The organism is Rhodococcus sp. IEGM 1341 (assembly GCF_030056895.1).
GTDB lineage: Bacteria > Actinomycetota > Actinomycetes > Mycobacteriales > Mycobacteriaceae > Rhodococcoides.
In genome coordinates this window covers 242,828-266,245 of the sequence record NZ_JASHKV010000002.1, presented here as the reverse complement: position 1 = coordinate 266,245, position 23,418 = coordinate 242,828, and the positions used below count along the sequence as shown (strand labels likewise).

The 23,418-nt window shown below is 64.7% G+C and carries 25 protein-coding genes; 15 read left to right on the top strand and 10 right to left on the bottom strand.

The genetic code is table 11. The features are described from left to right. Positions 1-82: 82 nt before the first annotated feature. From QM615_RS08435 to QM615_RS08415, 5 genes are read left to right on the top strand one after another with little or no spacing between them, the layout of a single operon-like run. Complete coding sequence (locus tag QM615_RS08435) at positions 83-343, top strand: hypothetical protein (RefSeq protein ID WP_149406941.1); 261 nt, start codon at positions 83-85, stop codon at positions 341-343. After that, a complete protein-coding gene (locus tag QM615_RS08430; RefSeq protein ID WP_149406940.1) occupies positions 340-1,299 on the top strand; it encodes an FAD:protein FMN transferase in 960 nt (319 codons plus the stop codon). Before QM615_RS08435 ends, QM615_RS08430 begins: the two co-directional genes overlap by 4 nt. Next, positions 1,296-1,853: a ferric reductase-like transmembrane domain-containing protein gene (locus QM615_RS08425; protein ID WP_149406939.1), complete on the top strand. Its 558-nt coding sequence runs from the start codon at positions 1,296-1,298 to the stop codon at positions 1,851-1,853. Before QM615_RS08430 ends, QM615_RS08425 begins: the two co-directional genes overlap by 4 nt. Further along, a complete protein-coding gene (locus QM615_RS08420; protein WP_149406938.1) occupies positions 1,850-3,064 on the top strand; it encodes an NADH-ubiquinone oxidoreductase-F iron-sulfur binding region domain-containing protein in 1,215 nt (404 codons plus the stop codon). The genes QM615_RS08425 and QM615_RS08420 overlap by 4 nt, the downstream gene beginning before the upstream one ends. Next, positions 3,061-3,285 carry a ferredoxin gene (locus QM615_RS08415; RefSeq protein WP_149406937.1) on the top strand — a complete coding sequence of 75 codons (225 nt, stop codon included), beginning with the start codon at positions 3,061-3,063 and terminating at the stop codon, positions 3,283-3,285. Before QM615_RS08420 ends, QM615_RS08415 begins: the two co-directional genes overlap by 4 nt. On the opposite strand, the gene QM615_RS08410 is transcribed toward QM615_RS08415, so the two are convergent. Genes QM615_RS08410 through QM615_RS08395 form a run of 4 tightly spaced genes read right to left on the bottom strand, consistent with a single transcriptional unit; the run spans position 3,278 to position 7,867 of the window. After that, positions 3,278-3,943, bottom strand: coding sequence for a TetR/AcrR family transcriptional regulator (locus QM615_RS08410; RefSeq protein WP_149406936.1), 666 nt, complete (start codon positions 3,941-3,943; stop codon positions 3,278-3,280). The genes QM615_RS08415 and QM615_RS08410 overlap by 8 nt on opposite strands. Then, positions 3,940-4,785: an SDR family NAD(P)-dependent oxidoreductase gene (locus tag QM615_RS08405; RefSeq protein WP_149406935.1), complete on the bottom strand. Its 846-nt coding sequence runs from the start codon at positions 4,783-4,785 to the stop codon at positions 3,940-3,942. The genes QM615_RS08410 and QM615_RS08405 overlap by 4 nt, the downstream gene beginning before the upstream one ends. After that, positions 4,782-6,320: a flavin-containing monooxygenase gene (locus QM615_RS08400; protein ID WP_283347238.1), complete on the bottom strand. Its 1,539-nt coding sequence runs from the start codon at positions 6,318-6,320 to the stop codon at positions 4,782-4,784. Before QM615_RS08400 ends, QM615_RS08405 begins: the two co-directional genes overlap by 4 nt. 56 nt (positions 6,321-6,376) lie before the next feature. Further along, positions 6,377-7,867: a SulP family inorganic anion transporter gene (locus QM615_RS08395; RefSeq protein WP_149406934.1), complete on the bottom strand. Its 1,491-nt coding sequence runs from the start codon at positions 7,865-7,867 to the stop codon at positions 6,377-6,379. A 377-nt stretch (positions 7,868-8,244) separates the two neighbouring features. Between QM615_RS08395 and QM615_RS08390 the strand changes: the two genes are divergently transcribed. Further along, a complete protein-coding gene (locus tag QM615_RS08390) occupies positions 8,245-9,831 on the top strand; it encodes a ribonuclease J (RefSeq protein ID WP_373454847.1) in 1,587 nt (528 codons plus the stop codon). Positions 9,832-9,989: 158 nt separating this feature from the next. Next, positions 9,990-11,246: a lipase family protein gene (locus tag QM615_RS08385; RefSeq protein ID WP_149406933.1), complete on the top strand. Its 1,257-nt coding sequence runs from the start codon at positions 9,990-9,992 to the stop codon at positions 11,244-11,246. Positions 11,247-11,254: 8 nt separating this feature from the next. Here QM615_RS08385 and QM615_RS08380 read toward each other — a convergent pair whose 3' ends face one another. Together QM615_RS08380 and QM615_RS08375 are read right to left on the bottom strand one after the other, a co-directional pair. After that, entirely contained in the window at positions 11,255-11,662 is a 408-nt protein-coding gene (locus QM615_RS08380) for a MerR family transcriptional regulator (protein ID WP_149406932.1), read from the bottom strand. Positions 11,663-11,692: 30 nt separating this feature from the next. Next, entirely contained in the window at positions 11,693-13,201 is a 1,509-nt protein-coding gene (locus QM615_RS08375; RefSeq protein WP_262498491.1) for a SulP family inorganic anion transporter, read from the bottom strand. A gap of 153 nt (positions 13,202-13,354) precedes the next feature. Here QM615_RS08375 and QM615_RS08370 point away from each other — a divergent pair, with 153 nt between their 5' ends. After that, complete coding sequence (locus QM615_RS08370; RefSeq protein ID WP_068048920.1) at positions 13,355-14,248, top strand: LysR family transcriptional regulator; 894 nt, start codon at positions 13,355-13,357, stop codon at positions 14,246-14,248. A 141-nt stretch (positions 14,249-14,389) separates the two neighbouring features. On the opposite strand, the gene QM615_RS08365 is transcribed toward QM615_RS08370, so the two are convergent. Together QM615_RS08365 and QM615_RS08360 are read right to left on the bottom strand one after the other, a co-directional pair. Further along, complete coding sequence (locus tag QM615_RS08365) at positions 14,390-14,554, bottom strand: hypothetical protein (RefSeq protein ID WP_188078739.1); 165 nt, start codon at positions 14,552-14,554, stop codon at positions 14,390-14,392. Then, entirely contained in the window at positions 14,551-14,886 is a 336-nt protein-coding gene (locus QM615_RS08360; protein ID WP_149406931.1) for a hypothetical protein, read from the bottom strand. Before QM615_RS08360 ends, QM615_RS08365 begins: the two co-directional genes overlap by 4 nt. A 319-nt stretch (positions 14,887-15,205) precedes the next feature. Between QM615_RS08360 and QM615_RS08355 the strand changes: the two genes are divergently transcribed. After that, positions 15,206-15,382, top strand: a complete 177-nt coding sequence (locus tag QM615_RS08355; protein WP_188078738.1) for a hypothetical protein — start codon at positions 15,206-15,208, stop codon at positions 15,380-15,382. 7 nt (positions 15,383-15,389) lie between these two features. Here the strand turns inward: QM615_RS08355 and QM615_RS08350 are convergent, their stop codons facing one another. Together QM615_RS08350 and QM615_RS08345 are read right to left on the bottom strand one after the other, a co-directional pair. After that, positions 15,390-15,785: a universal stress protein gene (locus QM615_RS08350; RefSeq protein ID WP_149406930.1), complete on the bottom strand. Its 396-nt coding sequence runs from the start codon at positions 15,783-15,785 to the stop codon at positions 15,390-15,392. Further along, complete coding sequence (locus QM615_RS08345) at positions 15,782-16,777, bottom strand: 2-hydroxyacid dehydrogenase (protein WP_149406929.1); 996 nt, start codon at positions 16,775-16,777, stop codon at positions 15,782-15,784. The genes QM615_RS08350 and QM615_RS08345 overlap by 4 nt, the downstream gene beginning before the upstream one ends. 339 nt (positions 16,778-17,116) lie before the next feature. Between QM615_RS08345 and QM615_RS08340 the strand changes: the two genes are divergently transcribed. The 6 genes from QM615_RS08340 to QM615_RS08315 are packed head-to-tail and all read left to right on the top strand — an operon-like array spanning position 17,117 to position 23,361. Then, on the top strand, positions 17,117-18,694 hold the full coding sequence (locus tag QM615_RS08340; protein WP_149406928.1) for an ABC transporter substrate-binding protein: 1,578 nt from the start codon (positions 17,117-17,119) through the stop codon (positions 18,692-18,694). A gap of 1 nt (position 18,695) precedes the next feature. Continuing rightward, positions 18,696-19,625: an ABC transporter permease gene (locus QM615_RS08335; RefSeq protein WP_068048905.1), complete on the top strand. Its 930-nt coding sequence runs from the start codon at positions 18,696-18,698 to the stop codon at positions 19,623-19,625. 8 nt (positions 19,626-19,633) lie between these two features. Beyond that, entirely contained in the window at positions 19,634-20,620 is a 987-nt protein-coding gene (locus QM615_RS08330; RefSeq protein ID WP_149406927.1) for an ABC transporter permease, read from the top strand. After that, entirely contained in the window at positions 20,617-21,636 is a 1,020-nt protein-coding gene (locus QM615_RS08325) for an ABC transporter ATP-binding protein (protein ID WP_149406926.1), read from the top strand. Before QM615_RS08330 ends, QM615_RS08325 begins: the two co-directional genes overlap by 4 nt. Then, positions 21,629-22,624, top strand: coding sequence for an ABC transporter ATP-binding protein (locus tag QM615_RS08320; protein ID WP_149406925.1), 996 nt, complete (start codon positions 21,629-21,631; stop codon positions 22,622-22,624). Before QM615_RS08325 ends, QM615_RS08320 begins: the two co-directional genes overlap by 8 nt. Further along, complete coding sequence (locus tag QM615_RS08315) at positions 22,624-23,361, top strand: sulfite exporter TauE/SafE family protein (RefSeq protein WP_149406924.1); 738 nt, start codon at positions 22,624-22,626, stop codon at positions 23,359-23,361. Before QM615_RS08320 ends, QM615_RS08315 begins: the two co-directional genes overlap by 1 nt. Positions 23,362-23,418: the final 57 nt, after the last annotated feature.

Below are 23,418 nucleotides of genomic sequence, written 5' to 3'. Positions count from 1 at the left end.
AACACGAGTACATCAGATCGACGGCCCATCCGTGCAGGATCTTTCAGCGATCCTTCAGCTCCACCGCCGCACACTGGTCTCCATGAACACACCGGAGCAGGGGTACCGCCGCACCCGCATCGCGACTGCGGCGATCGCAGCCCTCGGCATCACCGTCTTCGGCGGAACCGCGACACTCGCGTACCTCGACACACACGAACCCGAGTCCACGGCAACGGTGGCCGACACGGTGGACAGCGACGATGCAGCCACCGCACCGACATTCGGTTCGGCCCCTCGCGTCACGACGCCCAGCACCACATCCGGCTCCGGTGCCACACACGCCAGGACCCAGGGATCGTGACCGGCGTCGCTGCAGGGACGACCACGGCCTCCAGGAGCTGGTCGGTGTGGGGCTGCGCAGCCGAGCTGTCGGTCACCGAACCCGGCACCATCGAACACGCAGAACGCATCGTGCGTGCCGAACTCGCCGCGGTCGATGCCGCCTGCAGCAGATTCAGGCCCGATTCGGAACTGTCGATGCTCGCGCGGGCCGGCGGTCGTCCCACCTCCATCAGCCCGACTCTGCACGCTTTTCTCGAGGCCGCACTCTCCGCCGCGCGACTGACCGGCGGAGACGTAGATCCCACCGTCGGTTCGGCACTGGTGCACCTGGGATACGACCGAGATTTCGCTGATCTCGGTCCGACGGTCCCGCCCTGCGGTGAGATCGAATCTGCCATCAGCAGAACCGGATTCGTCACGGAAAGCGACTGGTCGATGGTCACCCTGGGCGAGGATCACGTCACGATCCCCGACGGCGTCGGTCTCGACCTGGGTGCCACGGCCAAGGCACTGACGGCCGATCGGTGTGCCCGCGCAGTACACGACGAGCTCGGGACCGGCGTGCTCGTCTCCCTCGGCGGCGATATCGCCACCAGTGGGCCGTATCCCGACGACGGCTGGCGTATCGAGGTGTGCGACGGTGAGGGCGAACCTTCGACCGTCGTCGTCATCGGATCCGACACCGGGGTGGCGACATCGAGCACCCTCCGACGACGCTGGATGCACGAGGGGCAGATGCTCCATCACATTCTCGATCCGCAGCTGGCGCGTCCGGCCGAACCCTTCTGGCGCACAGTGACAGTGATTGCCTCCAGCGCTCTCACCGCCAACACGGTCAGTACCGCGTGCATCGTTCGAGGGCCGGCCGCGACGGCCTGGCTCGACCGGATCGGACTGCCCGCCCGGTCGGTGGCCGCCGACGGCACGATCATCCACAGCGGCCACTGGCCCGACGACGGAGAGGACCGATCATGAGTGAGGCACTATGGGCACTGGGCCGTGGCTCGGGCATGGCCGCCCTGGTCTTGCTGACCCTCGCGGTGGCGTCGGGAATCCTCACTCGGTCGGGGCGACCCCTGTTGACCGTGCCCCGGTTCGGGGTCGTCGAATTGCACCGCAGCACCGCACTTCTGGGATCGATGTTCGTCGGCATTCACATCGTGTCACTGTTCTTCGACCCGTATGCGCAACTGCACCTGATCGACGCGATCGCTCCCTTCGCCGGGGCGTACAAGCCGTTCTGGCTCGGACTGGGCACCCTCGCATTCGATCTGCTGATCGCGATAACTCTGACCGGGTTACTCCGACACCGACTGGGGCTCCGCACTTTCCGGGCAGTGCATTGGCTGTCGTACGCACTGTGGCCGATCGCGTTGGCCCACGCTCTCGGCAACGGAACCGATTCGGGGAGCGGATGGTTCCTGGCCACCGCGTTCGCCTGCACGGTGGTCGTCGCCTCGGCCACGACCTGGCGACTGCGCCGCAACTTTCAAGAACACCAGCACACCAGAGTGAAGGTAAGCCGATGACCGCACCGACATATCTCGTCGATTCGCTGCTCGCACAGGACGGCACGAACGATCTGCGCCGTCACACCGAGCTCTACGGCGCACGTCCACCCGACGACGGGTCCCTGGTGGATGCCGTCGTTCGGTCCGGCCTCCTCGGGCACGGCGGCGCGGCATTCCCCACCGGCGCGAAGATGAGCTCGATCACCGGCCGCAACGCAGTACTCGTCGCCAACGCTGCCGAGGGAGAACCGTTGAGTCGCAAAGACCATGTGCTGCTCGATCGGTCGGTGCATCTGGTGCTCGACGGTATCGCCGCGACAGCGTCCGCCATCCGTGCCCGAGACTGCTACCTGTATGCGCCCCCGGAGCGCGTCGACGCCGTCCAAGCGGCCGTCGACGAACGACGTCGTACCGGCTGGGATCGCACCGACATCCAGGTGATCGCGGCCGCTCCCGGCTTCGTCTCCGGCGAGAAGTCCGCGGTGATCTCTGCGATCGAGGGCGGTCCGGCACTACCCCGGGACAAGAAGGCACACGCGTCGGAGGCCGGGGTTCGTGGACGACCCACCCTGGTGCTCAATGTCGAAACTCTGGCCCACATCGCCCTGATCGAGCGACGGGGACCGCAGTGGTTCCGTTCGCGGGGAACGGCATCGGAGCCCGGCACCATGCTCGTCACTTACTCGGGCGCAGTGCGACGCCCCGGTGTTGCCGAGGTCCCTCTCGGTGCGTCGATCGAGGAGATGCTCACCCATGGTGCAGGCGTCGACCTACGCTCGGTGCGAGCAGTGCTACTCGGCGGATTTCACGGCACCTGGGCAGACCGTGACGCACTGACCGGGCGCGCCCTGTCCCAGGAATCGTTGGCAGACATCGGTTCTCGACCCGGCGCGGGCATCGTCCACGTCCTGGGGACCGGCTCGTGCGGCCTGCTGGCCACCGCCGAGTTCGTCCGCTGTCTGGCGAACGAGAGTGCCGGGCAATGCGGTCCCTGCCTCAACGGTCTGCCGCGATTGGCCGACGCGTTCTCACGGCTGTCGATCGGCGACGACGCCGACGGCGCGATCACCGAGATCGCGCGCTACACGCGACTGGTCGACGGCCGAGGCGCGTGCCATCACCCCGACGGAACCGCCCGCCTGATCCGATCGGCGATGTCGGTCTTCGCTCAGGACGTACACCTGCATCGACTGGACACGTGCGAGATTCACCGAGGACGGATCCGATGACCGCCGAAGGCCGACGCGGGACGGCCCTACACATCGACTGGACACGCTGCGACGGACGCGGCGTGTGCACCGAACTGCTCCCCGACACTCTCATCAGAGACGAGTGGGGTTATCCACTCGCCCGCCACGGTGGGAGCACCGTCGTCCTCGAAGGAAGCGATGCGCGGCGAGCCGCGGATGCCGTTCGTCTGTGTCCACGAATGGCGTTGCGCATCAGGTAGATCGAGTGGGCGGCAGGGCGAGGGGCGCGACGATGTTGGCCAGCATGGTCGCAATGGTCGCAACGACGATGCGTCGGTCTGCGGCGTAGCCGCTCTGATACCAGGTCATCGCGGTGTGGCTGATGCCGCCGATGGCCGCGGTGGCGAGCAGGTCGACATCCAGATCGGGGCCCGAGGGAACATCGCCCGCGAACGTGCGAAGGTAGCCGAGCAGCAGTGTTCCGAATTGCTGCATCACCGTCAGGTACGTCTGCTCGACGCGGGGGCTGACCCCGAGCACCTCCATCCACACCACTCGGGCCAGGTGCGGATCTTCGATGACTCGAAAGAAGGGGTCGAGCAACTGCTTCGCAACATCCCTGAGATCACTGTCCCGGTCCGCCTGCACGATTGCGTCGGATACCGAATCGGTCAGGTGTGCAATGCATTCGGTGTAGACGGCCAGCAGGAGGTCCTCGGTCTTGTCGAAGTGCCGATAGAAGTCTCGATCGGCGATCTTGGCCTCGCGGCACAGTCCGCGGACCGTCGCGGCGCGGTATCCGACGCTGCCGAACACCCGTAGCCCGGCGTCGAGCAGCTGCCGCCGCCGGCGATCGTCGCGGTCGGCCGCGCTCTCACCGCCGTAGGCGCGACCTGCGGCTTCGGACACCGTGCTCATGACCGTCGGGCATCCAATTCGGCAGTCAGACGGATCAATTCGGCGTCCCGTTCCATCGCGGCGTCCATGATCGGGTTCACGACGCCGCGCAGTATCGAGATCGGGATCCAGCGACCGGGGACGGCGATACGCGCAGCCCGCCGTCCGATACCTCGAACGGCCACGCGCGCGAGCTTGTCCGGCGTGATCGGACGGAGCAGGGGCGAGGGAAAAGCCCGGTCGATCATGGCCGTCGCCACGTCGTCACCGCCGAACGCGACCTCGGCGATCGGCGTCGCCACCCATCCCGGATACAGCACTCCAGCAGTCGCTTTCGTGCCCGCAAGTTCCGCGCGCAAAGCACGACCGAGCTGCTCGACCGCCGCCTTCGAAGCCGCGTACGGCGCATTCGCCAGGCCGTTGAGGTACGCGTACGTGGACGAGGTGAGCAGCACGTAGCCCCCGGACTCGACGATGTGCGGCAGAGCGGCCCGCACCGTGTTCCACACGCCGATCAGGTTGACGCCGATGACCCGCTCGAAGACTCCGTCGTCCACGGAGCGAACGGTCGATGCCCGCGCACCACTGGAGATTCCGGCGTTGGCCATCACTACGTCGAGCGTGCCGAAGGTGTCGATCGCGGTTGCGACGGCTGCGTCGAGCTGCTCGCGCACCGTGACGTCGGCGTACGCGATCGCCACGCGCTGGTTACCCAGCTTCGCCGCCACCGATTCGAGATCGGTCGACTTCATGTCGACCAGAACGATCGAAGCACCACGTCGATGCAGCGCAGTGGCGACGGCGGAACCGATACCGCCTGCCGCGCCGGTGATCAGCGCGACCTGGCCGGTGTGCTTGCTCATGCCGATACCTCGTCCTTCGTCGTCGCCTCGGTGGACGACCGGTGGATGTGATGAGCCTCGGGTCGAAAACGCTTGGCCCACCGGCGGAATGTGAAGCTGAACCCGGGGAACATGGCAACGACGTGCCCGGATTTGGACTGGTACCAGCTGTGGCAGCCACCGTCCTTCCAGACGGTGCCCTCCATCTCGCGATGAATCGTGTCGGTGTATTCCTGCTCGGCAGCTGCGGTGACCTCGATGGCCGTCGCACCCACCTGCCGGACGGCGTCGACGGCCCGCACGATGTACTCCATCTGCGCCTCGATGAGGAAGATCGCAGAGGTGTGGCCGATTCCGGTGTTCGGCCCGGTGACGACGAACAGGTTGGGGAATCCAGGAATCGTGGTACCGAGGTAAGCGCGCGGGTACGGATCCCAGACGTCGGACAGGGCTCGGCCGTCACGTCCGATCACCGGGTACGAGATGACGCCGTCGGTGGCGTCGTATCCGGTGGACCACACCAGAAGATCGACATCGACGCGTTCGCCTGTGGTGGTGACAATTCCGGTCTCGGTGATTTCCGAGATGCCGTCGTTCTTGTCGTGCAGGGTGACGTTCGCCTGCCCCAGCGCGGGATAGAGCGTGTTGGACAGCAGAACCCGCTTGCACCCGATGACGTAGTCCGGGGTTACTTTCGCTCGAAGCTCGGGATCCGGCACCTGAGACTCGATGTGCTTCAACGCAGTTCGCTGCGCCACCGCCTTCAACATCGTCCGCGAATACTTGAAGCCGATGATGCGAGTTTCGAGACTCCAGTAGATCCCCGCGCGGACCAGCCTGCGGATCGGTTCCAACTTCAGCAACCTGCGCTGCCACGGCGTGAATTCGCGGTCGTGACGGGGCATCACCCAGTGCGGGGTGCGCTGGAAAACGTGCAGCTGCTCCACGTCGGGTTGGATCGCAGGGATCACCTGCGCGGCACTGGCACCGCTGCCGACGATGGCCACCCGCTTGCCGGCGTGGTCGTACCCGGTGTCCCAGTCGTTCGTGTGAAACTGCTTGCCCCGAAACTTCTCTCGGCCAGGGAACTGCGGTACGACGGGGGTGCTGAGGGGTCCCGAGGCATTGACCACGAACTTCGCCGCATACTCGCCGCGCGAGGTGGAGATCGCCCAGTGATCACCGACCCATTCGATCTTCTGCACATCCGTGTTCGCATGTGTTCGGGCAGGCAGCCCGTTGGAATCGAGCACGTGCTGGGTGTACCGGTCGAGTTCCTCACGTTCGGCGAACATCCGCGTCCACTCGAACGGCTCCGACGCAATCGAGTAGAGCGGACTCTGCACGTCGACGGCTGCACCCGGGTAGCGGTTCTGCTTCCACGTGCCACCGAGGAAGGGACGCCTTTCGAGAATCACGAGGTCGTCGATTCCCCGATCGAGCAGTGCTTTCGCGGCGCACTGGCCACCGAAACCGCTGCCGATGATCACCGCGGTGTGAATGTGCATGCTGACGAACCCCTCCCGCACGAGACGCGATCCGATGACGCGCGTCATCACTTTAAAGTGATGACGCGCGATTCCGCAATGGTTTCGGAACCGGACTTGCTGCGTCAGTGCCCGCCGGACAGCTGCCCACTCAATCGAACGTGCCGTTCGGCAGATGAGGCGTTCAGGCCGACGATCTCCACCGTCTTGCCCTTCGCGGCGTACTTGGTGGTGATGGCATCGAGGGTCGCGACGGTCGACGCGTCCCAGATGTGCGACTCGGACATGTCGATGACGACGTTCTTCGGATCCCCCACGTAGTCGAACTGATAGACCAGATCGTTGCTCGACGCGAAGAACAACTCCCCCTTCACCGCATAAGCCCGAGTCTCCTCGTCGGGATGGGCCACATCGACGACCTCGGTCAGGTGGGCGACCCTGCGGGCGAACAACACCATCGCGGTGACCACTCCCACCACGACTCCGTAGGCCAGGTTGTGGGTGGCGACGGTGACGACCACGGTTGCCAGCATGACTGCCGTTTCACTTTTGGGCATGCGCCGCAACGTCTTCGGATGAATGCTGTGCCAATCCATCGTCCCGATCGCGACCATGATCATGACGGCCGCCAGAGCGGCCATCGGAATCAACGCCACGACATCGCCGAGTCCGACCACGAGGATCAAGAGAAACACACCGGCGAGGAACGTCGAGATGCGCGTCCGGGCACCCGAGGCCTTGACGTTGATCATCGTCTGGCCGACCATCGCGCAACCACCCATGCCGCCGAAGAAGCCGGTGATGACGTTGGCTGCGCCCTGACCCCAGCTTTCCCGGGTCTTGTTCGAGTGCGTGTCGGTGACGTCGTCGACGAGCTTGGCGGTGAGCAGCGACTCGAGCAAACCGACGATGGCCATGGCGAACGCGTACGGAGCGATGATGCTCAGGGTTTCGAGATTCAGGGGAACGTCGGGAAACAGCAGTGCGGGCAGGCTCGACGGCAATTCGCCCTCGCCGCCGACGTTGGGGACGTTCAGCGCGAACACCATCGTGGCAACGGTCAGCAGCACGATGGCGACCAGAGGTGCGGGAACGACGGAGGTGACCTTGGGGAGCAGGAACATGATCAGCAGACCGACGGCCACCAGCGGGTACACCAGCCACGGAACTCCGATGAGCGACGGGAACTGCGAGGTGAAGATCAGAATTGCCAGTGCGTTGACGAAGCCCACCATGACGCTGCGAGGAACGAAGCGCATCAGCTTGGCAACGCCGAGGACCCCGAGAACCACCTGGAGGACGCCGGCGAGGATGACGGTGGCGATGAAGTAGTCGAGGCCGTACTGCTTGGCGACCGGGGCGATGACCAGCGCAATCGCACCGGTGGCCGCGGAGATCATCGCGGGACGACCACCCAGGAACGCGATGGACACGGCCATCGTGAAGGACGCGAACAGGCCCACTCGCGGATCGACACCGGCAATGATCGAAAAGGCTATGGCCTCGGGAATCAGCGCCAACGCGACAACCAGGCCGGCCAGCACCTCGGTTTTGAGCATTCGGGGGGACCGCAGGGCACCCATGACGGTAGGAATCCGCTCGGCGGAGTCGCTCATATCTCTCCATTCGTGATCGATGGACTTCACGTGCCGACCAACGGCCGCTCTCGTCCATGGGTGGGCGCATCGCTGCGCCCGAAGGCTTTGTTCGTGGAGCCCGATGGGCATCTCACGCGTCCCGCACACATCAGGTGGGGAGAAACAGTCGGGAAACTGATCCCTACTCTTACGCAACAGTAGAGTTGACGCAAATCGGCAGTCTTCGGACCGGGGTCGACACCAGGTCGGAGGCCCCCCGTAGCGTAAGAGGCATGTCGAGATCACCACGGAACCGCAGATCCCCCGCCGCACCGAGAAAGCGATCCTCCTCCGCGCTCCAGGCAGGGCACCTTCGCGTGATCGCGACCGGCGGTCTCGGCGAGATCGGTCGGAACATGACCGTCTTCGAATACGACGGAAAACTGCTGATCGTCGACTGCGGCGTCCTGTTCCCCGAAGAGCACCAGCCCGGCGTCGACGTGATCCTCCCCGACTGGAGTTGCATCCGCGATCGTCTCGACGACGTCGTCGCGATCGTCCTCACCCACGGACACGAGGATCACATCGGTGGCGTCCCGTACCTGCTGCGCGAGCGCGGTGACATCCCCGTCATCTCGTCACGTCTGACACTGCACTTCCTCGCTGCCAAGTTCGAGGAGTTCAAGGTCTCGACAAAGCTGATCGAGGTCGAGGCGGGCCAAACCCGTCAGGAAGGCCCGTTCGAGCTCGAGTTCATCGCCGTCAACCACTCGATTCCCGACGGTCTCGCCATCGCCATTCGCACCGACGCCGGGCTAGTGCTGCACACCGGCGACTTCAAGATGGACCAGTTCCCGCTGGACGGCCGGATCACCGATCTCCGCAGCTTCGCACGCCTCGGCGAGGAAGGGCTCGATCTGCTCCTCGTCGACTCCACCAACGCCGAAGTTCCCGGGTTCATGGTCTCCGAACGCGATCTGGTCCCGGCCATCGAGAAGGTGTTCCGCGAAACGACGGGGCGCGTGATCGTGTCGAGCTTCGCCAGTCACGTGCACCGCATTCAACAGGTACTCGACGCCGCGCATGCGCAGGGCCGCAAGGTTGCGTTCGTGGGCCGATCGATGGTGCGCAACATGAAGATTGCGACCGATCTGAACTACCTCGATGTGCCCGACGGGCTCGTCGTCGATCTACCGAAGCTCAACAGACTCCCGGCGAACAAGATCACGCTGATCTGCACCGGATCGCAGGGCGAGCCTCTCGCGGCGCTGTCGCGGATGGCGTCGGGTGAGCATCAGATCAAGGTCGGCGACGGCGACACCGTGCTGATGGCGAGCAGCCTCATTCCCGGAAACGAGAACGCGATCTACCGCGTCATCAACGGTCTCGTCGACAAGGGTGCACGCGTGGTGCACAAGGGAAATGCGAAGGTGCACGTCTCCGGTCACGCCAGCGCAGGTGAGCTCGTCTACTGCTACAACATCCTCGAACCCGCCAATGTGCTTCCCGTACACGGTGAGTCGCGACATCTGCGCGCCAACGCCGATCTCGCGATCAGGACCGGCGTTCCCCGCGATCGAGTGTTGATCGCCGAGAACGGAAGCGTCATCGACCTGTTCGACGGCGTCGCGCAGATCACCGGCTCCGTCCCCATCGAACTGATCTACGTCGACGGCAGTGCCGTCGGCGGTGTGACGGAGGATTCGCTGGCGGAACGTCGCCTGCTCGCGAACGAGGGCGTGCTGACGGTCATCGCGATCGTGGACCCCGACACCGGCCTGCTGGTCGACGACGTCGACTTCATCGGACGCGGATTCGCCCACGAGGCCAACGCTTTCGACTCACTCGCCAAGGCGATCGGCAAGACTCTGACCCGCGAGAGCGACGGTAACGTCGCCTCACGCGAGCACATCGAGAAGCGCATCGTGCAGGAATCGGCGCGATGGGCCAAGCAGACCCTGGGCCGTCAGCCCCTCATCGTCCCGGTGGTCGTCGACGGCTAGAGGATCTCTTGTCAGTGGCGAGGTGACGTGACGCTGAAACATTTCATCATGGTTCGATCCGAGAAAAGAGTGCGTTCGGCCCCTGTAGATGGTTCCGGCCCCTAGAGTCGTTTGGAAAGCTCCGGTAACGATCCGGAACTTGGACCGGGGGGTCTCAGATGGGGAAGTTCGCGAAGTTCGGCCGTCGGTGTGCAGCGGCGGTCGCTGCGGTTTCGTTGGTGGTGTCGGTCGGGCAATGGTCGGCGGGTGCCGATCCACTCGGCGATTTCCAGAATCCACCGCGAACCGCCGAATCGATCGCCGCGACACCGCTCGACGATCCGTGGGTCGTTCCGCCGCCCGGATACGAAACAGCCGCTCCCGGAACAGTTCTGCGGACCCGCAGCGTCACCGTCGGACCACTTGTCACCCCGGTCACCACCACCCAACTGCTGGTCGCCTCGACCGACGCGAAGGACCGCCCCGCTGCCATCGTCACCAGCGTCATCGTCCCGACCGCACCCTGGACCTCGCCGGGTCCGCGCCCTGTTGTTGCCTACAACATGGCCATCGATTCGCTCGGTGCCACGTGTGAGCCATCGTGGACCATGCAACGGGGCATCGCTCCGGAATTGGCGCCCGTGCAGCTGCTTCTGGCGCGGGGCTACGCCGTCGTAGTCACCGACCATCAGGGGCCACGCCATGCGTACGCCGTCGGACCGATGGCGGCGCACGCCGTACTCGACGGTCTGCGCGGCGCGGTCACGACCGCCGCGCTCGGCCTGGATCCGACTGCTCCCCTCGGCATTACGGGCTACTCGGGTGGGGCGATCGCATCGGGCTGGGCCGTGCAGGAGGCTCCGGCCTACGCCCCCGAACTGAACATCGTCGGCGCAGCGTTCGGCGGAACGCCCACCGACTTCGCGCTGCTACGTCAGTCCATGAACGGCAACGCAGCGTCGGCGGTGTTCCTCGCGGCAGCGATGGGCGTTGCGCGCGAGTACCCGGAGATGCTGTCGCTCTACAACGACGACGGGTGGCGGCTCGCACAGGCGTCGAAGGACCTGTGCATCGTCGGGATTGCACCGTTCGGAATCGTTGCTCCGATCCGCATCGAGTCACTGTCCATCACTCCCGATGCGTTCGATTCGCCGCTGGCGCGCGCGGTTGCCGATCAGAATCGATTGGGAGACGGCGGAACCCCGACGGCACCGGTGTTCGTATATCACGGACAGCAGGAGTTCTGGATTCCGAAGGAAGGTCCCGAGGCCGTGTTCGACAAGTGGTGTTCACGCGGAGCCGACGTCCGCCTCGAGGAATACCTGGGTGAGCACAGCATCGTTGCCGGCAGTGGAGCTCCCGGTGCACTCGCGTGGTTGGACGACCGCCTCGCGGGAATTCCGGTTCGACCTGGATGCAGTAGCTTCGGCCGCTAGAGCCGAACCTACTCGCTCCGGGCTGCTGCCCCGCGAGTCGACAGCACCTCGGTCAGTTCCTCGGCGTAGGCGAGCTGCCGCCGCAACGTGCGGCAGCTTTCCTCTGCCTTGGCGTGGCATTCACGAACGAAAGCCGCGGCCGACGACCGATCGTCGTCGGTCGCGTTCGCATCGCCCAGAACGTCGAGGGATTCGAGTAGCTGCTTCATCTCGGCCAGCGTGAAGTCCAGAGGCTTCATCCGACGGATGACGAGCAGGCGTTCGACATCGGACTCGGTGTACAGCCGAAAGCCGCCGACGGTCCGAGCAGAGGGCGTGACCAGGCCGACGTCGTCGTAGTGACGCACCGTACGGATGGACAGCTCGGTTCTCTGAGCTACCTGTCCGATCTGCATGTGCATGCCGTCGTCTGCCATGTGCCGCCTCTCCTCGATCGCCCACCCTAGTCAGTGTTCGGCACCGAGGTTTCCACTGAGGCGGTCGTGCCGCTCGATCGACGACGCGTTCAGGCCGATGATCTCCACCGTCTTGCCCTTCGCGGCGTACTTGGTGGTGATGGCATCGAGGGTCGCCACGGTCGACGCGTCCCAGATGTGCGACTCGGACATGTCGACGACGACGTTCTTCGGATCTCCCACGTAGTCGAACTGATAGATCAGATCGTTGCTCGACGCGAAGAACAACTCACCCTTCACCGCGTACACGCGAGTGTCCTCGTCGGGATGAGCCACATCGACCACCTCGGTCAGATGCGCGACCCGTCGAGCGAACAACACCATCGCGGTGACCACACCGACCAACACGCCGTAGGCGAGGTTGTGGGTGACGACGGTGACCGCGACCGTGGCCACCATGACGAGAGTCTCGCTCTTGGGCATGCGCCGCAACGTCTTCGGATGAATGCTGTGCCAGTCGAAGGTGCCGATGGAGACCATGATCATCACCGCGACGAGTGCGGCCATCGGAATGAGCGCGACGATGTCGCCGAGACCGACGACCAGGATCAGCAGGAAGACTCCGGCCAAGAATGTCGAGATCCGCGTACGCGCACCGGAGACCTTGACGTTGATCATGGTCTGGCCGATCATCGCGCAACCGCCCATGCCGCCGGTGAATCCGGTGACCAGATTCGCCACGCCCTGGCCCCAACCCTCGCGGGTCTTGTCGGAATGCGAATCGGTGATGTCGTCGACGAGCTTCGCCGTCATCAGAGACTCCAGCAGGCCGACGAGCGCGATCGCAAGTGCGAACGGCGCGATGATCGACAGTGTGTCGAACGTGAACGGCACGTCCGGAATCAGGAACGACGGCAGCGAGGACGGCAGTTCACCCTCGTCGCCCACGTCCGGAACTGCCAACGCGAAGACGAGTGTGACGCCGGTGAGTATCACGATCGCGATCAGCGGTGCCGGCACGATGGTCGTCATCTTGGGCAGGAAGAACATGATGAGCAGGCCCACGGCGACCATCGGGTAGACCAACCACGGCACCCCGATCAGATACGGAACCTGGGAGCTGAAGATCAAGATCGCCAGCGCGTTGACGAATCCGACCATCACGCTGCGCGGAATGAATCGCATCAACTTCGCGACGCCGAGAACGCTGAGCACGATCTGCATCACTCCGCCGAGAATCACCGCTGCGATCAGATAGTCGAGGCCGTACTCGCGTGCCAAGGGGGCGACGACCAGGGCAATCGCTCCGGTGGCCGCGGAGATCATTGCCGGCCGGCCCCCGACGATGGAGATGGTGACGGCCATGGTGAACGACGCGAACAGCCCGACGCGAGGATCCACGCCGGCGATGATCGAGAACGAAATGGCCTCCGGAATCAACGCCAGCGCCACGACCAGGCCTGCGAGCACTTCGGTCTTCAGCCGCTTCGGCGAGCGCAATGCACCCAGCACCGAGACGTCTTCGACGGCGGTGGCAGGCACCTGGGCAGCTCGAGACACGACGGCTCCATTCGATGAGTGCAGGGGACGTCCTGCGCGGGCGACTCTACTCTTACCGGAGGGAAGGTTGCTACTCGTCGCGCTGTCGACTCTCCGCTAGATTGATATGACAAGGCATGCCGAAACCGCCAGCGCGATGCAAGGAATGAATCGATGTTCTCGCTCAACAGGTTGTCCTGCTTCATCGCCGTCGCCGAGGAACTGCACTTCGGCCGCGCTGCCGAGCGTCTGCACATGACGCAGCCGCCGCTGAGCAGGCAGATTCAACAGCTCGAGAGTGAGGTCGGGGTCCAGCTGATCGACCGCACCAGCCGATCGGTGACCCTGACGGCAGCAGGCCTGGCCTTCCTTCCCGAGGCCCGACGCATCCTCGACCTCGCCGAGGGCGCATTACTGACGGTGCGACGCGTCCCCACCGGCGATCTGGGGACCGTCGTCGTCGGATTCACCGGCGCATCGGCGCATGCGGTGCTGCCGCAGCTGCTCGACGCCGCACGCGAGAAGTTGCCCGACGTGAAACTCGTTCTACGCGAAATGGTCTCGGCGGTGCAGATGGAGTCCTTGGCCGTCGGCGATATCGATCTCGGGTTGGCCAGGCCACCGCTCAAGCGTCCGGGCATCGCGTCGCGGCCGGTGCTGCACGAGTCGTTGATCGCGGCGATGCCCGACACTCATCCGCTGGCCGAGAAGAGCGAACTGTCGGTGGAGGACTTCGACGAGCAGCCGATCATCATGTATTCACCGGTCGACGCGCGGTACTTCCACGAACTGCTGATCAGTACCTTCACCATCGTCGGGGTGTCTCCGCGCTACGTGCAGTACGTGACCCAGGTGCACACGATGCTGGTGCTCGTTCGTTCCGGAATCGGATTGGCACTGGTACCGGAGTCGGCATCGACCATGCGGCCGGAAGGTGTTGTGTTCCGGCCGGTTCGGACGGTCAAGGAACGCCCCGTCGAACTCGACGCGGCCTGGCGAGTGGACAACGACAACCCGGCACTGCACCGCTTCATGACCGATGTGCTGCCGACGCGGGAGTGGTCGTGATTTTTTCCTGCTGATCGAGCCGTGGTTCGACAGTGCCCGAAGCCGGTCTCGGTCGAGTGCTCGTGTGAATACGGCGCGCCTCGAAAGCCAACGAAGGCCCGCACCTGGCTGGGAGCGGGCCTTGTCGGGTTCGTGGGTTGCTCAATCTTTGGGCGGCTTGGTGTCTTTGCCAGCTGCGACGTCACGGAGCCATTGCGGGACGGGCTTCTTGTCGTACTCGCGGAGCTTGATGGATGCTTCGGCGGCTGCGGACCGGACTTTCATCGAGCGTCCACGGCCCGCGGGGCGGTTCTCGGTGGTGGTCATCGGGGGTCCTCCGTCTCTGTGTCGTTTTCATTGTCGCCGGTTTCGGCAGGTTCCGCCAGGTCGTCCTGTGGCTTCACGGTGAGATCTGCGATCGCCTGCAGCGTGTCGCGATCGGAGCGCGCGATGAACGGAGTCGTGGCAACGGTGCCGAACACTTTCCAGCCGAGTGCGGCTTCGTCGTCGTTCTCGCTGACGGTCCTCTCGAGGCACCAGGTGATGCGTTGCCAGGATTGAGAACGGTTGTCCGCACGAGTGCGCTGGCTGACGGTTCCCACCACGCCGACGACGGCAATCAAACCGACGATGAGGGTGATCCAGGCTTGTGCTGGCACCTGGCAGGTTCCTTCCAGATGGGGTCGAGACATCGTGGGTGGGGACCTTGCCGAGCCGTTGGCGTCAGATCGCCGGACGCTCCCGCCACGCTCTCCCCCGTGAGTACGTAAACCGTAGCCCGACCCACCGACACGAAATCGACATGCCAATTCGAGCACCAGCGAGGTTCGAGAAATCGCTACGCGAGATTCTTGGATAGATGGATCGTCTGCATGACAGGGGTGGCGGACGGTCGTTACTTTGACTTAGGATTTACCAGTGCGGCTTCCGGTAAAGGTTTCGGACGCCGCCACATCGCTTATCACTCAGGAGGGCCCGATGGACACTGTTTTCTGGACACCGCGTTTCGCTGCTGTGTACTTCCTCGCGGCTCTCGCGGCGTTCATCTTGTTCACTGCGATCGGCTCGAACATGGCGATAGTTGCACCATTGATTCTGACCCTGATCGGACTGGGTATCGCGGTGTTGATTCGACACGGCAGGACCCGCCGATGAAGCGCACTCAACGCGGCGTCCCCACCGGCGGCTTGACGGCCGTCACCGGGCAGTGCGCCTCGAGGAGAACGCGCTGAGAGATGCTGCCCATGAACAGCTTTCCGACGGGTGATCGACGTCTGATGCCGATGACGACCAGTTGCGTCTGCTCCTCGAACGACAGGTCGATCAGATTGTCGGCATGCGAGCGGCCCGCTTCGTTGTCGTGGATCTTCGTCGTGACTCCGATGGCCGACGCCTCCTCGCGGGCGGATTCGACGGCCGCACCGAAGTCGGCATCGGATGCACTGCTGTCCTCGGCGACGACGATCAGGTCCGTCCCACGCATATGTGCCTCGCGAAATGCGAACGGCAGTGCGCCTTTTCCCTCGGTGGTCGGCGAGTAGCCGACGACCACGGTCATCGCGTCACCGGCGTGACGAGGGTGCCGTCGGCCAGAAAGCGATCGAGGTTCTCGAGCGTGAGCGCTTCCATCGCAGCCCGCGTCTCCACCGTTGCGCTGCCCACGTGCGGCAGCAGCACAACGTTGTCCATCGCCAACAGGGCGTCGGGCACGTCCGGTTCGTGCGCGAAGACGTCCAGGCCCGCTCCGGCGAGCTTCCCCGCAGCGAGCAACTCGATGAGGGCCTCCTCGTCGACGACGCTCCCGCGGGCCACGTTGATCAAGTACCCCTGCGGTCCCAGAGCTTCGAGCACTGCGCGGTCCACCAGATGCGCAGTCCCCGAACCGCCGGATGCGGCGATGATCAGTACGTCGACGTTCTCGGCGAGCGCTGTCGGGCTGGCAGCGTAAACGTAGGGCGAACCGTCTATCTCGTTGCGATTGTGGTACGAGATCTCGCAGCGAAAACCGTTGAGCCGATCGGCAATTGCCGAGCCGATGCGACCCAGTCCGATTATTCCGACGCGCTTTCCGGTGACCTGACGCGTCAGTGGCGTGTTTCCCTCGGTGGGCCAGCGGCCGGCGCGCACGAATCGCTCGGCCGAGGACAGGCCGCGCACGGTGTCGATCACCAGACCGACGGCGAGGTCGGCCACACAGTCCGTCAACACGTCGGGGGTGTTGCTGACGACGACGCCGCGTTCGGCTGCCGCGTCGACGTCGGTGGTGTCGTAGCCGACGCCGAAGTTCACCACCGCTCCCAGCTGCGGCAACCGGGCCATCAAGGCGGCATCGACGCCGGTGCGGCCGGAGGTGACCACCGCAGAGATCGACGCACCGTGCTCGGACAGGAACTCGTCGCGATCGTCGCCCTCGGGCAGTTCCAGCGCGTCGTACTCGGTAACCAGGGTGTCCATCAACGACGGCTTCAGCGGTCCCACTCGGAGAACTCGACCGCTTCGTTGCGAATCGGATTGAGACACAGAGGTTTTCTGCGAGCTGACGGTGACCATGGTTCTCCTCGCGAGATGGTGGAGCGTGCGCGTTTCCTGTACGGTATGCCGCCCTTCGAATACCTGTCCAACACGGAAATAACATGGACCGATACCCAAACGGCATGAACGACGCGTCGCCGATGCAGCTCTGCCGGGGTTGTCATGCATCTTGCCTGGTCAGTCCAGCAATGCTGTGACTCGGACCGCAGTCAAGCCGTCACTGTGACCCACAGAACTGGACGAAAAGTCGATTTCGTCCGGTTGACGGTGGAGATGACCCGCTCATACCGTGTGTCTACCGTCACAGATTCGGCTGCGACTTGCAGACGCGGATCCTTTTTCCCACTGGAGGCCACCATGAGCCCTGCACTCTTCGTGCAGCAGGGACGGACCCACCGTGTCGCCGCAATAGCCGTTGGCGCGCTGTCACTTTCACTTGTCGCGAGCGGATGCACAGTCGCCAACTCCAACAACGGCGGAGCCGCCCGCGCAGATACTATTCGCATCGTTCTGCCGCAGGAGCCGCCGACCCTCGAAGCCTGCGACGTCTCGCTCACGTCGGTGGGCGTGGTGACGCGCTCGAACATCACCGAGCCGCTCATGGAACGCAACCCCAGCACCGGCGATCTCGAGCCCAAGCTCGCCGATTCGTGGGAGCAGACCTCCGACACCGAATGGACGTTCACCATCCACCCCGGCGTGACGTTCAGCGACGGCAGTCCCTTCGAGGCCGAGGACGCCGCGTTCTCGATCGATCGCACCGTCAATTCCGAACTGGGCTGCAACGTCGAGGGATACGTCTTCGGCGACGCGAACCTGGTGGTCACCGCAGTCGACCCGATGACGCTGACCGTGCAGTCGCCCGAGCCCGATCCCATTCTGCCGCTTCGGCTCTCGTTCGTGGAGATGGTGCCCCGCACCTCGAGCTACACCGAGCGGGTACGCGAGCCGATCGGAACGGGACCGTTCGCGATCGAGCGCTGGGATTACGGCCAGAAGCTCTCGCTGGTGCGCAACGAAACCTACTGGGGCCCGAAGCCCGAGTACGCCAGGGCCGAGTACCAGTGGCGCAGCGAGGGCAGCGTTCGCGCCTCGATGGTCACCAACGGTGAGGCCGAGATCGCCACCTCGGTCGGACCGGAGGACGGTGCAGGCGATCTGGGAGTCGCGTACCCCAACAACGAAACCACGGCGTTGCGCATCCAGGCCATGCAACCGCCCCTGGACGACATGCGCGTACGCCAGGCGATCAACTACGCCATCAATCGCGAGGGCATCGTCAAGGCACTGTTCCGTGGACTCGGTTCCCCTGCAGAACAATTGATCTCCGAGGGTGTCGTCGGCTTCAACGAGGACTTGACACCGTGGCCCTACGACATGGACCAGGCCCGCACACTGATCGACGAGGCCCGGGCCGATGGAGTACCCGTCGATACCGAGATCCGCCTGATCGGACGCACCGGGCAGTTCCCGAAGATCAACGAGACGGTAGAGGTCATCCAGAACTCACTGTCCAAGATCGGCATGAACGTCACGATCGAAATGATGGACGCCGCAGGCACCGCCGAGTACCAGGAGCGGCCGTTCCCCGACGTCGGCCCGTATCTGCTGGTGATTCAGCACGGCAATCAAGCCGGCGACTCCGCGTTCACCGTCGATCAGTACTTCACCAGTGACGGATTCCAGAGTGCCTACGGCACAGCTGAATTCGACCGGAAGATCGCTGCCGCAGGGGCTCTCACCGGCGAGGACAGGCAGGCCGCCTACGCGCAGGTGTTCGCCGACGAACCGAAAGACATCATGCAGATGGCCTACATCGCGCACATGAACGGGGTGCTCGCCAAGGCATCCTCGGTCGATTACACCCCCAACTCGGCCACGGTCGACGAAATGCACCTCGCCGCCATGACCCGCGCCGACACCGAGAGGCCCTGACATGTTCAGATTCCTGCGCCGACGGATCTACACCAGCCTGATCCCGCTGTTCGTCGTTCTGCTGGGCGTGTTCTTCCTCGCTCGGCTCACCGGCGACCCCACCAGCCTGTACCTACCCGAGTCGGCCACCCAGGCCCAACGCGAAGCGTTCCGCGCCACCAACGGCTTCGATCAGCCGGTGCTGACGCAGCTGATGGACTACTTCAAGGGCGTCGTGCAACTCGACTTCGGGCAGTCGCTCCGCACCGGCGAGGACGCGTCGGCGATGGCACTACGCGCGTTCCCCGCGACGCTGCAGTTGGCGTTCGCGACGATGTTCCTCGCCATCCTCGGCGCTGTGATCATCGGGTGCTGGGCTGCCTACCGACCCAACTCGCTGGCCGATCGCATCTCGAGCCTGCTGTCGATGACGGCCGCGTCCATCCCCGATTTCTGGTTCGCCATCATGGGTGTCTACGTCTTCGCCATCCTGTTCGGCTGGCTGCCCACCTCGGGCGTCGACAGCGGAATGCTCTCCTGGGTACTGCCGATCGCCACCCTGCTCATTCGCCCTCTCGGCGTACTGACTCAGGTGGTACGCGGCGCGATGGTCTCGGCGCTGTCGGCACCGTACGTGCGACTGGCCAGAAGCAAAGGGGCAGGCGATCTTCGGGTCGTCACCCACCACGCTCTGCGCAACGCCGCTGCACCGGCGCTGACCGTTGCCGGCGACCTCATGGTCGGGCTCGTCAACGGCGCGGTGGTCGTCGAGGCCATCTTCGGCTGGCCCGGCATCGGAAAGTTGATGATCGACGCCATCCTGCAGAGAGATTTCGCTGTTCTGCAGGCGGCCGTGTTGTTGACCGCGGTGAGCATATTCGTGCTCAACATCGTCATCGATGCCTGCTACGCACTGCTCGACGCCCGGGTTCGCGACAAGGTGAAGGTCTAGGTAAGAACATGTCACTCGACTTCGAAGCACCGAAAACATCCGAGCCCGAGGATGTTCCACCGTCGGTTCCGGTGGAAGCCCGCAAGGCGTCGGCCCCGCTGTGGAAGCTGCTGCTGCGCGACAGGGTCGCCACCGTCGCCGCCGCGATTCTGGTACTGGTCTTCCTCACCGCGATCTTCGGCCCGATGCTCGTCGGCGACGCTGCCACCGATCAGGATCTGGACCGCTCGAATCTGCCGCCGTTCACCCTCGACACCGGGTGGATGAACATCCTCGGCACGGATCCGCTGGGACGCAGCATGCTGGCCCGGCTGATCGTGGCCAGCAGAACCACACTCTCGGTGGCTATTCCGGCCGTGATCCTCTCGGCGATCATCGGCTCGTTCATCGGCATGTGGGCCGGCTTCCATCGCGGTTGGCGTGAGACCGCGGCCATGCGCGTCGCCGACGTGATCCTCAGCTTCCCGTCGCTGCTGATGGCCGTCGTGGTGCTCTACGTCTTCTCGCCCAGTGCCGCGAACATCGTTCTGGTCCTCACTGTCACGCGCATTCCGATCTACCTGCGCACCGCCCGCGCCGAGTCCGCGGAACTGCAGAGTCGGTTGTTCGTGGATGCCGCCCGTACGTTCGGTGCGAAGAGCGGATCGGTGATCAGACGGCACGTGGCCCCGATTCTGCTCCCGACCCTGCTCACCGTCGCGACCCTGGACTTCTGCTTCGTCATTCTCGCCGAATCGTCACTGAGCTTCCTGGGCATCGGCATTCAGCCGCCCGACGTCTCCTGGGGCCTGATGGTCTCGCAGGGCCGTACCTACCTGCAGACCGCCTGGTGGCTCTCGTTCTTCCCCGGTCTGGCCATCGTGCTCACCACCGTTTCGGCCACCGTTCTCGCTGCCTGGGCCCGTATCGCCACCGATCCGGCGCAGCGGTGGCGACTCAACGTCCCCCGCTCCAAGCGGTCTCGCCTGCTCCCCGTACGAAAGGTCGTTTCATGAGCGCACCGGCAACCGCACCACAGCGACCCGACACCGGCAGCGTCGCCCTCGACGTTCGCGGACTGACCGTCGATCTGCGGACTCCGTCCGGCGTCATTCGCGCTGTCGACAACGTCACCTTCACCGCCCGACGCGGTGAAACCCTCGCTCTGCTCGGTGAATCGGGCTGCGGTAAGTCCATGACGGCACAGGCCATCGTCGGATTGCTCGAGCCGATCGCCGACATCACCGGCGGCTCGGTGGAGATGGGTGAGGTGGACCTGGTCACCGCCAAGACCAAGGTGCGGCGCACCATCGCCGCCACCGAACTGGCCATCGTCTTCCAGGACGCACTGACGGCCCTCAATCCCGTCTATACCGTCGGAACCCAACTGGCCGAACCATTTCGGATTCACCGGGGTATGTCCGGTAAGCAAGCACGCGCGGAAGCCATCGCGCTGATGACCCGAGTGGGAATTCCCGAGCCCGAATCACGCGCGGACTCGTACCCACACCAGTTCTCCGGCGGTATGCGCCAACGTCTGCTGATCGCGATGGCCGTGGCACTGAGTCCGTCGGTACTGCTGGCCGACGAACCCACCACCGCGCTCGACGTGACGGTCCAGGCCCAGATCATGGCTCTGCTCAAGGAATTACGTACCGAACACGACATGGCCGTCGTGCTGATCACCCACGACCTCGCGCTGGTGGCCGAGGAGGCCGATCGGGTCGCCATCATGTATGCGGGCAACGTGGTCGAGACCGGACCGGTGTCCGAGGTGTTCGGTGAACCGCGCCATCCGTACACGAAGGGACTGCTCGACTCGGTGCCGGTCCACGCCGTCCGCGGTGAGGATCTGAAGTCGATCGGCGGCACGCCACCGGACCTGCATTCCATTCCCGACGGGTGTGTGTACCAGGCCCGCTGCCCCCTGGCCCGCGACATCTGCATCAGTGCTCGCCCGCCGCTCGAATCCGTCGGTACCGGTCGAATGTCGGCCTGCCACTTCCCGAACGAGGTAACCAGCCATGTCTGAGCAACTGTTGACCGTGCGCGGTCTGAACAAGACCTTCGACGTCGGCCGCGGCAAGCTCCGTGCCCTCGACGCCATCGACCTGGATCTGCGACGCGGTGAGACCCTGGGGCTGGTGGGTGAATCCGGTTGCGGCAAATCCACTCTCGCGCGCACCCTGATGATGCTCGAACGACCCGACTCGGGCACGGTCGCCTTCGACGGCATCGATCCGTTCGCGCTGCGCGGCAAGGAACTACTCGCGTGGCGTCGACGCGTGCAGATGGTGTTCCAGGACCCGTACGGTTCCCTGAACTCACGCATGACGGCAGGCGACATCATCGGCGAGCCATGGCGAACCCACAAGGGCCTGTACAAGACTCGCCGCGATCGCTCGGCACGGGTCCGCGAACTGCTGCACCTGGTGGGCCTGCGCCCGAGCGACGAGAACCGCTTCCCGCAGGAGTTCTCCGGTGGTCAGCGCCAACGCCTCGGCATCGCGCGGGCGCTGGCGCTGAACCCCGACGTGATCATCTGCGACGAGCCGGTCTCTGCACTCGATCTCTCGGTACAGGCGCAGGTGCTCAACCTGCTCAACGATCTGCAGAAGCAACTCGGCATCTCCTACGTGTTCATCTCGCACGATCTGTCGGTCGTGCGGCACGTCGCCGACCGTGTTGCGGTGATGTACCTGGGCCGCATCGTCGAATCCGGAGCCACCGAGGCAGTATTCGAGCGTCCCGCCCACCCGTACACCGCGGCGTTGATGTCGGCCGCACCCACTCTTGACGCGTCGAACCGCGGGACGAAGATTCTGCTGAAGGGCGAGGTACCGTCGCCGCTGAATCCGCCGTCGGGATGCCGTTTCCGCACGCGCTGCTGGAAGGCAACCGACCTGTGTGCCAGTGAGGCACCCCCGGTGGCGCTCGACGCGGACGAGGCCGATCACATCGCCGAATGCCACTATCCCCTCGTCGCAGGCAATCTCGGCCTCGTCGCCGCCGGGACGTGATGGCGACACACCTGAGCGTCACCGGATTCGTCGTCGTCGCCCTGGCCATCTTCTTCGCGTCAGCGATGCAGGCGTCCATCGGATTCGGGATGGGCATGCTCGCCGCGCCCATCGTGGCGATCGTGGACCCCGGCCTGATCCCGGCGACGCTCATCATGCTGGCCGTCGTGGTCAGTGTGCTCGTTCTGATTCGTGATCGCACTGCCCTGGACCTCTCGGGTGCAGGGTGGGCGCTGGCCGGTCGGCTACCCGGTTCGGTGGTGGGCGCACTACTGCTCGTGCTGTTGCCCGAGCGCGGACTGGCCATCCTGCTGGCGCTGGTGGTGCTGGGCGGCGTCGCACTGACGTCCTTCGGTTGGGTCCCGTTGCCGCACAGACGAAATCTGGTGATGGCCGGGGCCGCGTCGGGAATTCTGGGAACGGCCACCTCGATCGGCGGACCCCCGATGGCCCTGGTGTGGCAACGCAACACCGGGGCCGAGCTGCGCAGCACCATGAGTTGCTTCTTTCTCGTCGGCTCGATCATTTCGCTGGCGGTACTCGCGGTCGCCGGCGCGGTGGATGCCCATACGGCAACGCTGTTCGTGTTCCTGGCCCCGGCGACGATTCTCGGTTTCCTGCTCTCCCGGGTGGTCAACAAGGTCCTCGATCGTCGACGGCTGCGCATCGCCGCGATCACCGTCTCCGCCGTCGGCGCGCTCGTGCTCGTTGTCCAGCAGGTGTCGGCGCTCGCCTAACTCACGAAATAGTGAGTTGAATCGCCATCTCGTGTCGGAACGCGTCGATCGGGTAGT

Coding starts and splice junctions, on each gene's coding strand:
- QM615_RS08370 (WP_068048920.1), top strand. CDS start 13,355: ATGTTCTCGCTCAACAGGTTGTCCTGCTTCATCGCCGTCGCCGAGGAA.
- QM615_RS08395 (WP_149406934.1), bottom strand. CDS start 7,867: ATGAGCGACTCCGCCGAGCGGATTCCTACCGTCATGGGTGCCCTGCGG.
- QM615_RS08380 (WP_149406932.1), bottom strand. CDS start 11,662: ATGGCAGACGACGGCATGCACATGCAGATCGGACAGGTAGCTCAGAGA.
- QM615_RS08415 (WP_149406937.1), top strand. CDS start 3,061: ATGACCGCCGAAGGCCGACGCGGGACGGCCCTACACATCGACTGGACA.
- QM615_RS08420 (WP_149406938.1), top strand. CDS start 1,850: ATGACCGCACCGACATATCTCGTCGATTCGCTGCTCGCACAGGACGGC.
- QM615_RS08330 (WP_149406927.1), top strand. CDS start 19,634: ATGTCACTCGACTTCGAAGCACCGAAAACATCCGAGCCCGAGGATGTT.
- QM615_RS08400 (WP_283347238.1), bottom strand. CDS start 6,320: ATGACGCGCGTCATCGGATCGCGTCTCGTGCGGGAGGGGTTCGTCAGC.
- QM615_RS08410 (WP_149406936.1), bottom strand. CDS start 3,943: ATGAGCACGGTGTCCGAAGCCGCAGGTCGCGCCTACGGCGGTGAGAGC.
- QM615_RS08345 (WP_149406929.1), bottom strand. CDS start 16,777: ATGGTCACCGTCAGCTCGCAGAAAACCTCTGTGTCTCAATCCGATTCG.
- QM615_RS08335 (WP_068048905.1), top strand. CDS start 18,696: ATGTTCAGATTCCTGCGCCGACGGATCTACACCAGCCTGATCCCGCTG.
- QM615_RS08325 (WP_149406926.1), top strand. CDS start 20,617: ATGAGCGCACCGGCAACCGCACCACAGCGACCCGACACCGGCAGCGTC.
- QM615_RS08315 (WP_149406924.1), top strand. CDS start 22,624: ATGGCGACACACCTGAGCGTCACCGGATTCGTCGTCGTCGCCCTGGCC.
- QM615_RS08340 (WP_149406928.1), top strand. CDS start 17,117: ATGAGCCCTGCACTCTTCGTGCAGCAGGGACGGACCCACCGTGTCGCC.
- QM615_RS08425 (WP_149406939.1), top strand. CDS start 1,296: ATGAGTGAGGCACTATGGGCACTGGGCCGTGGCTCGGGCATGGCCGCC.
- QM615_RS08405 (WP_149406935.1), bottom strand. CDS start 4,785: ATGAGCAAGCACACCGGCCAGGTCGCGCTGATCACCGGCGCGGCAGGC.
- QM615_RS08350 (WP_149406930.1), bottom strand. CDS start 15,785: ATGACCGTGGTCGTCGGCTACTCGCCGACCACCGAGGGAAAAGGCGCA.
- QM615_RS08320 (WP_149406925.1), top strand. CDS start 21,629: ATGTCTGAGCAACTGTTGACCGTGCGCGGTCTGAACAAGACCTTCGAC.
- QM615_RS08390 (WP_373454847.1), top strand. CDS start 8,245: ATGACCGTCTTCGAATACGACGGAAAACTGCTGATCGTCGACTGCGGC.
- QM615_RS08355 (WP_188078738.1), top strand. CDS start 15,206: ATGGACACTGTTTTCTGGACACCGCGTTTCGCTGCTGTGTACTTCCTC.
- QM615_RS08385 (WP_149406933.1), top strand. CDS start 9,990: ATGGGGAAGTTCGCGAAGTTCGGCCGTCGGTGTGCAGCGGCGGTCGCT.
- QM615_RS08435 (WP_149406941.1), top strand. CDS start 83: ATGAACACACCGGAGCAGGGGTACCGCCGCACCCGCATCGCGACTGCG.
- QM615_RS08365 (WP_188078739.1), bottom strand. CDS start 14,554: ATGACCACCACCGAGAACCGCCCCGCGGGCCGTGGACGCTCGATGAAA.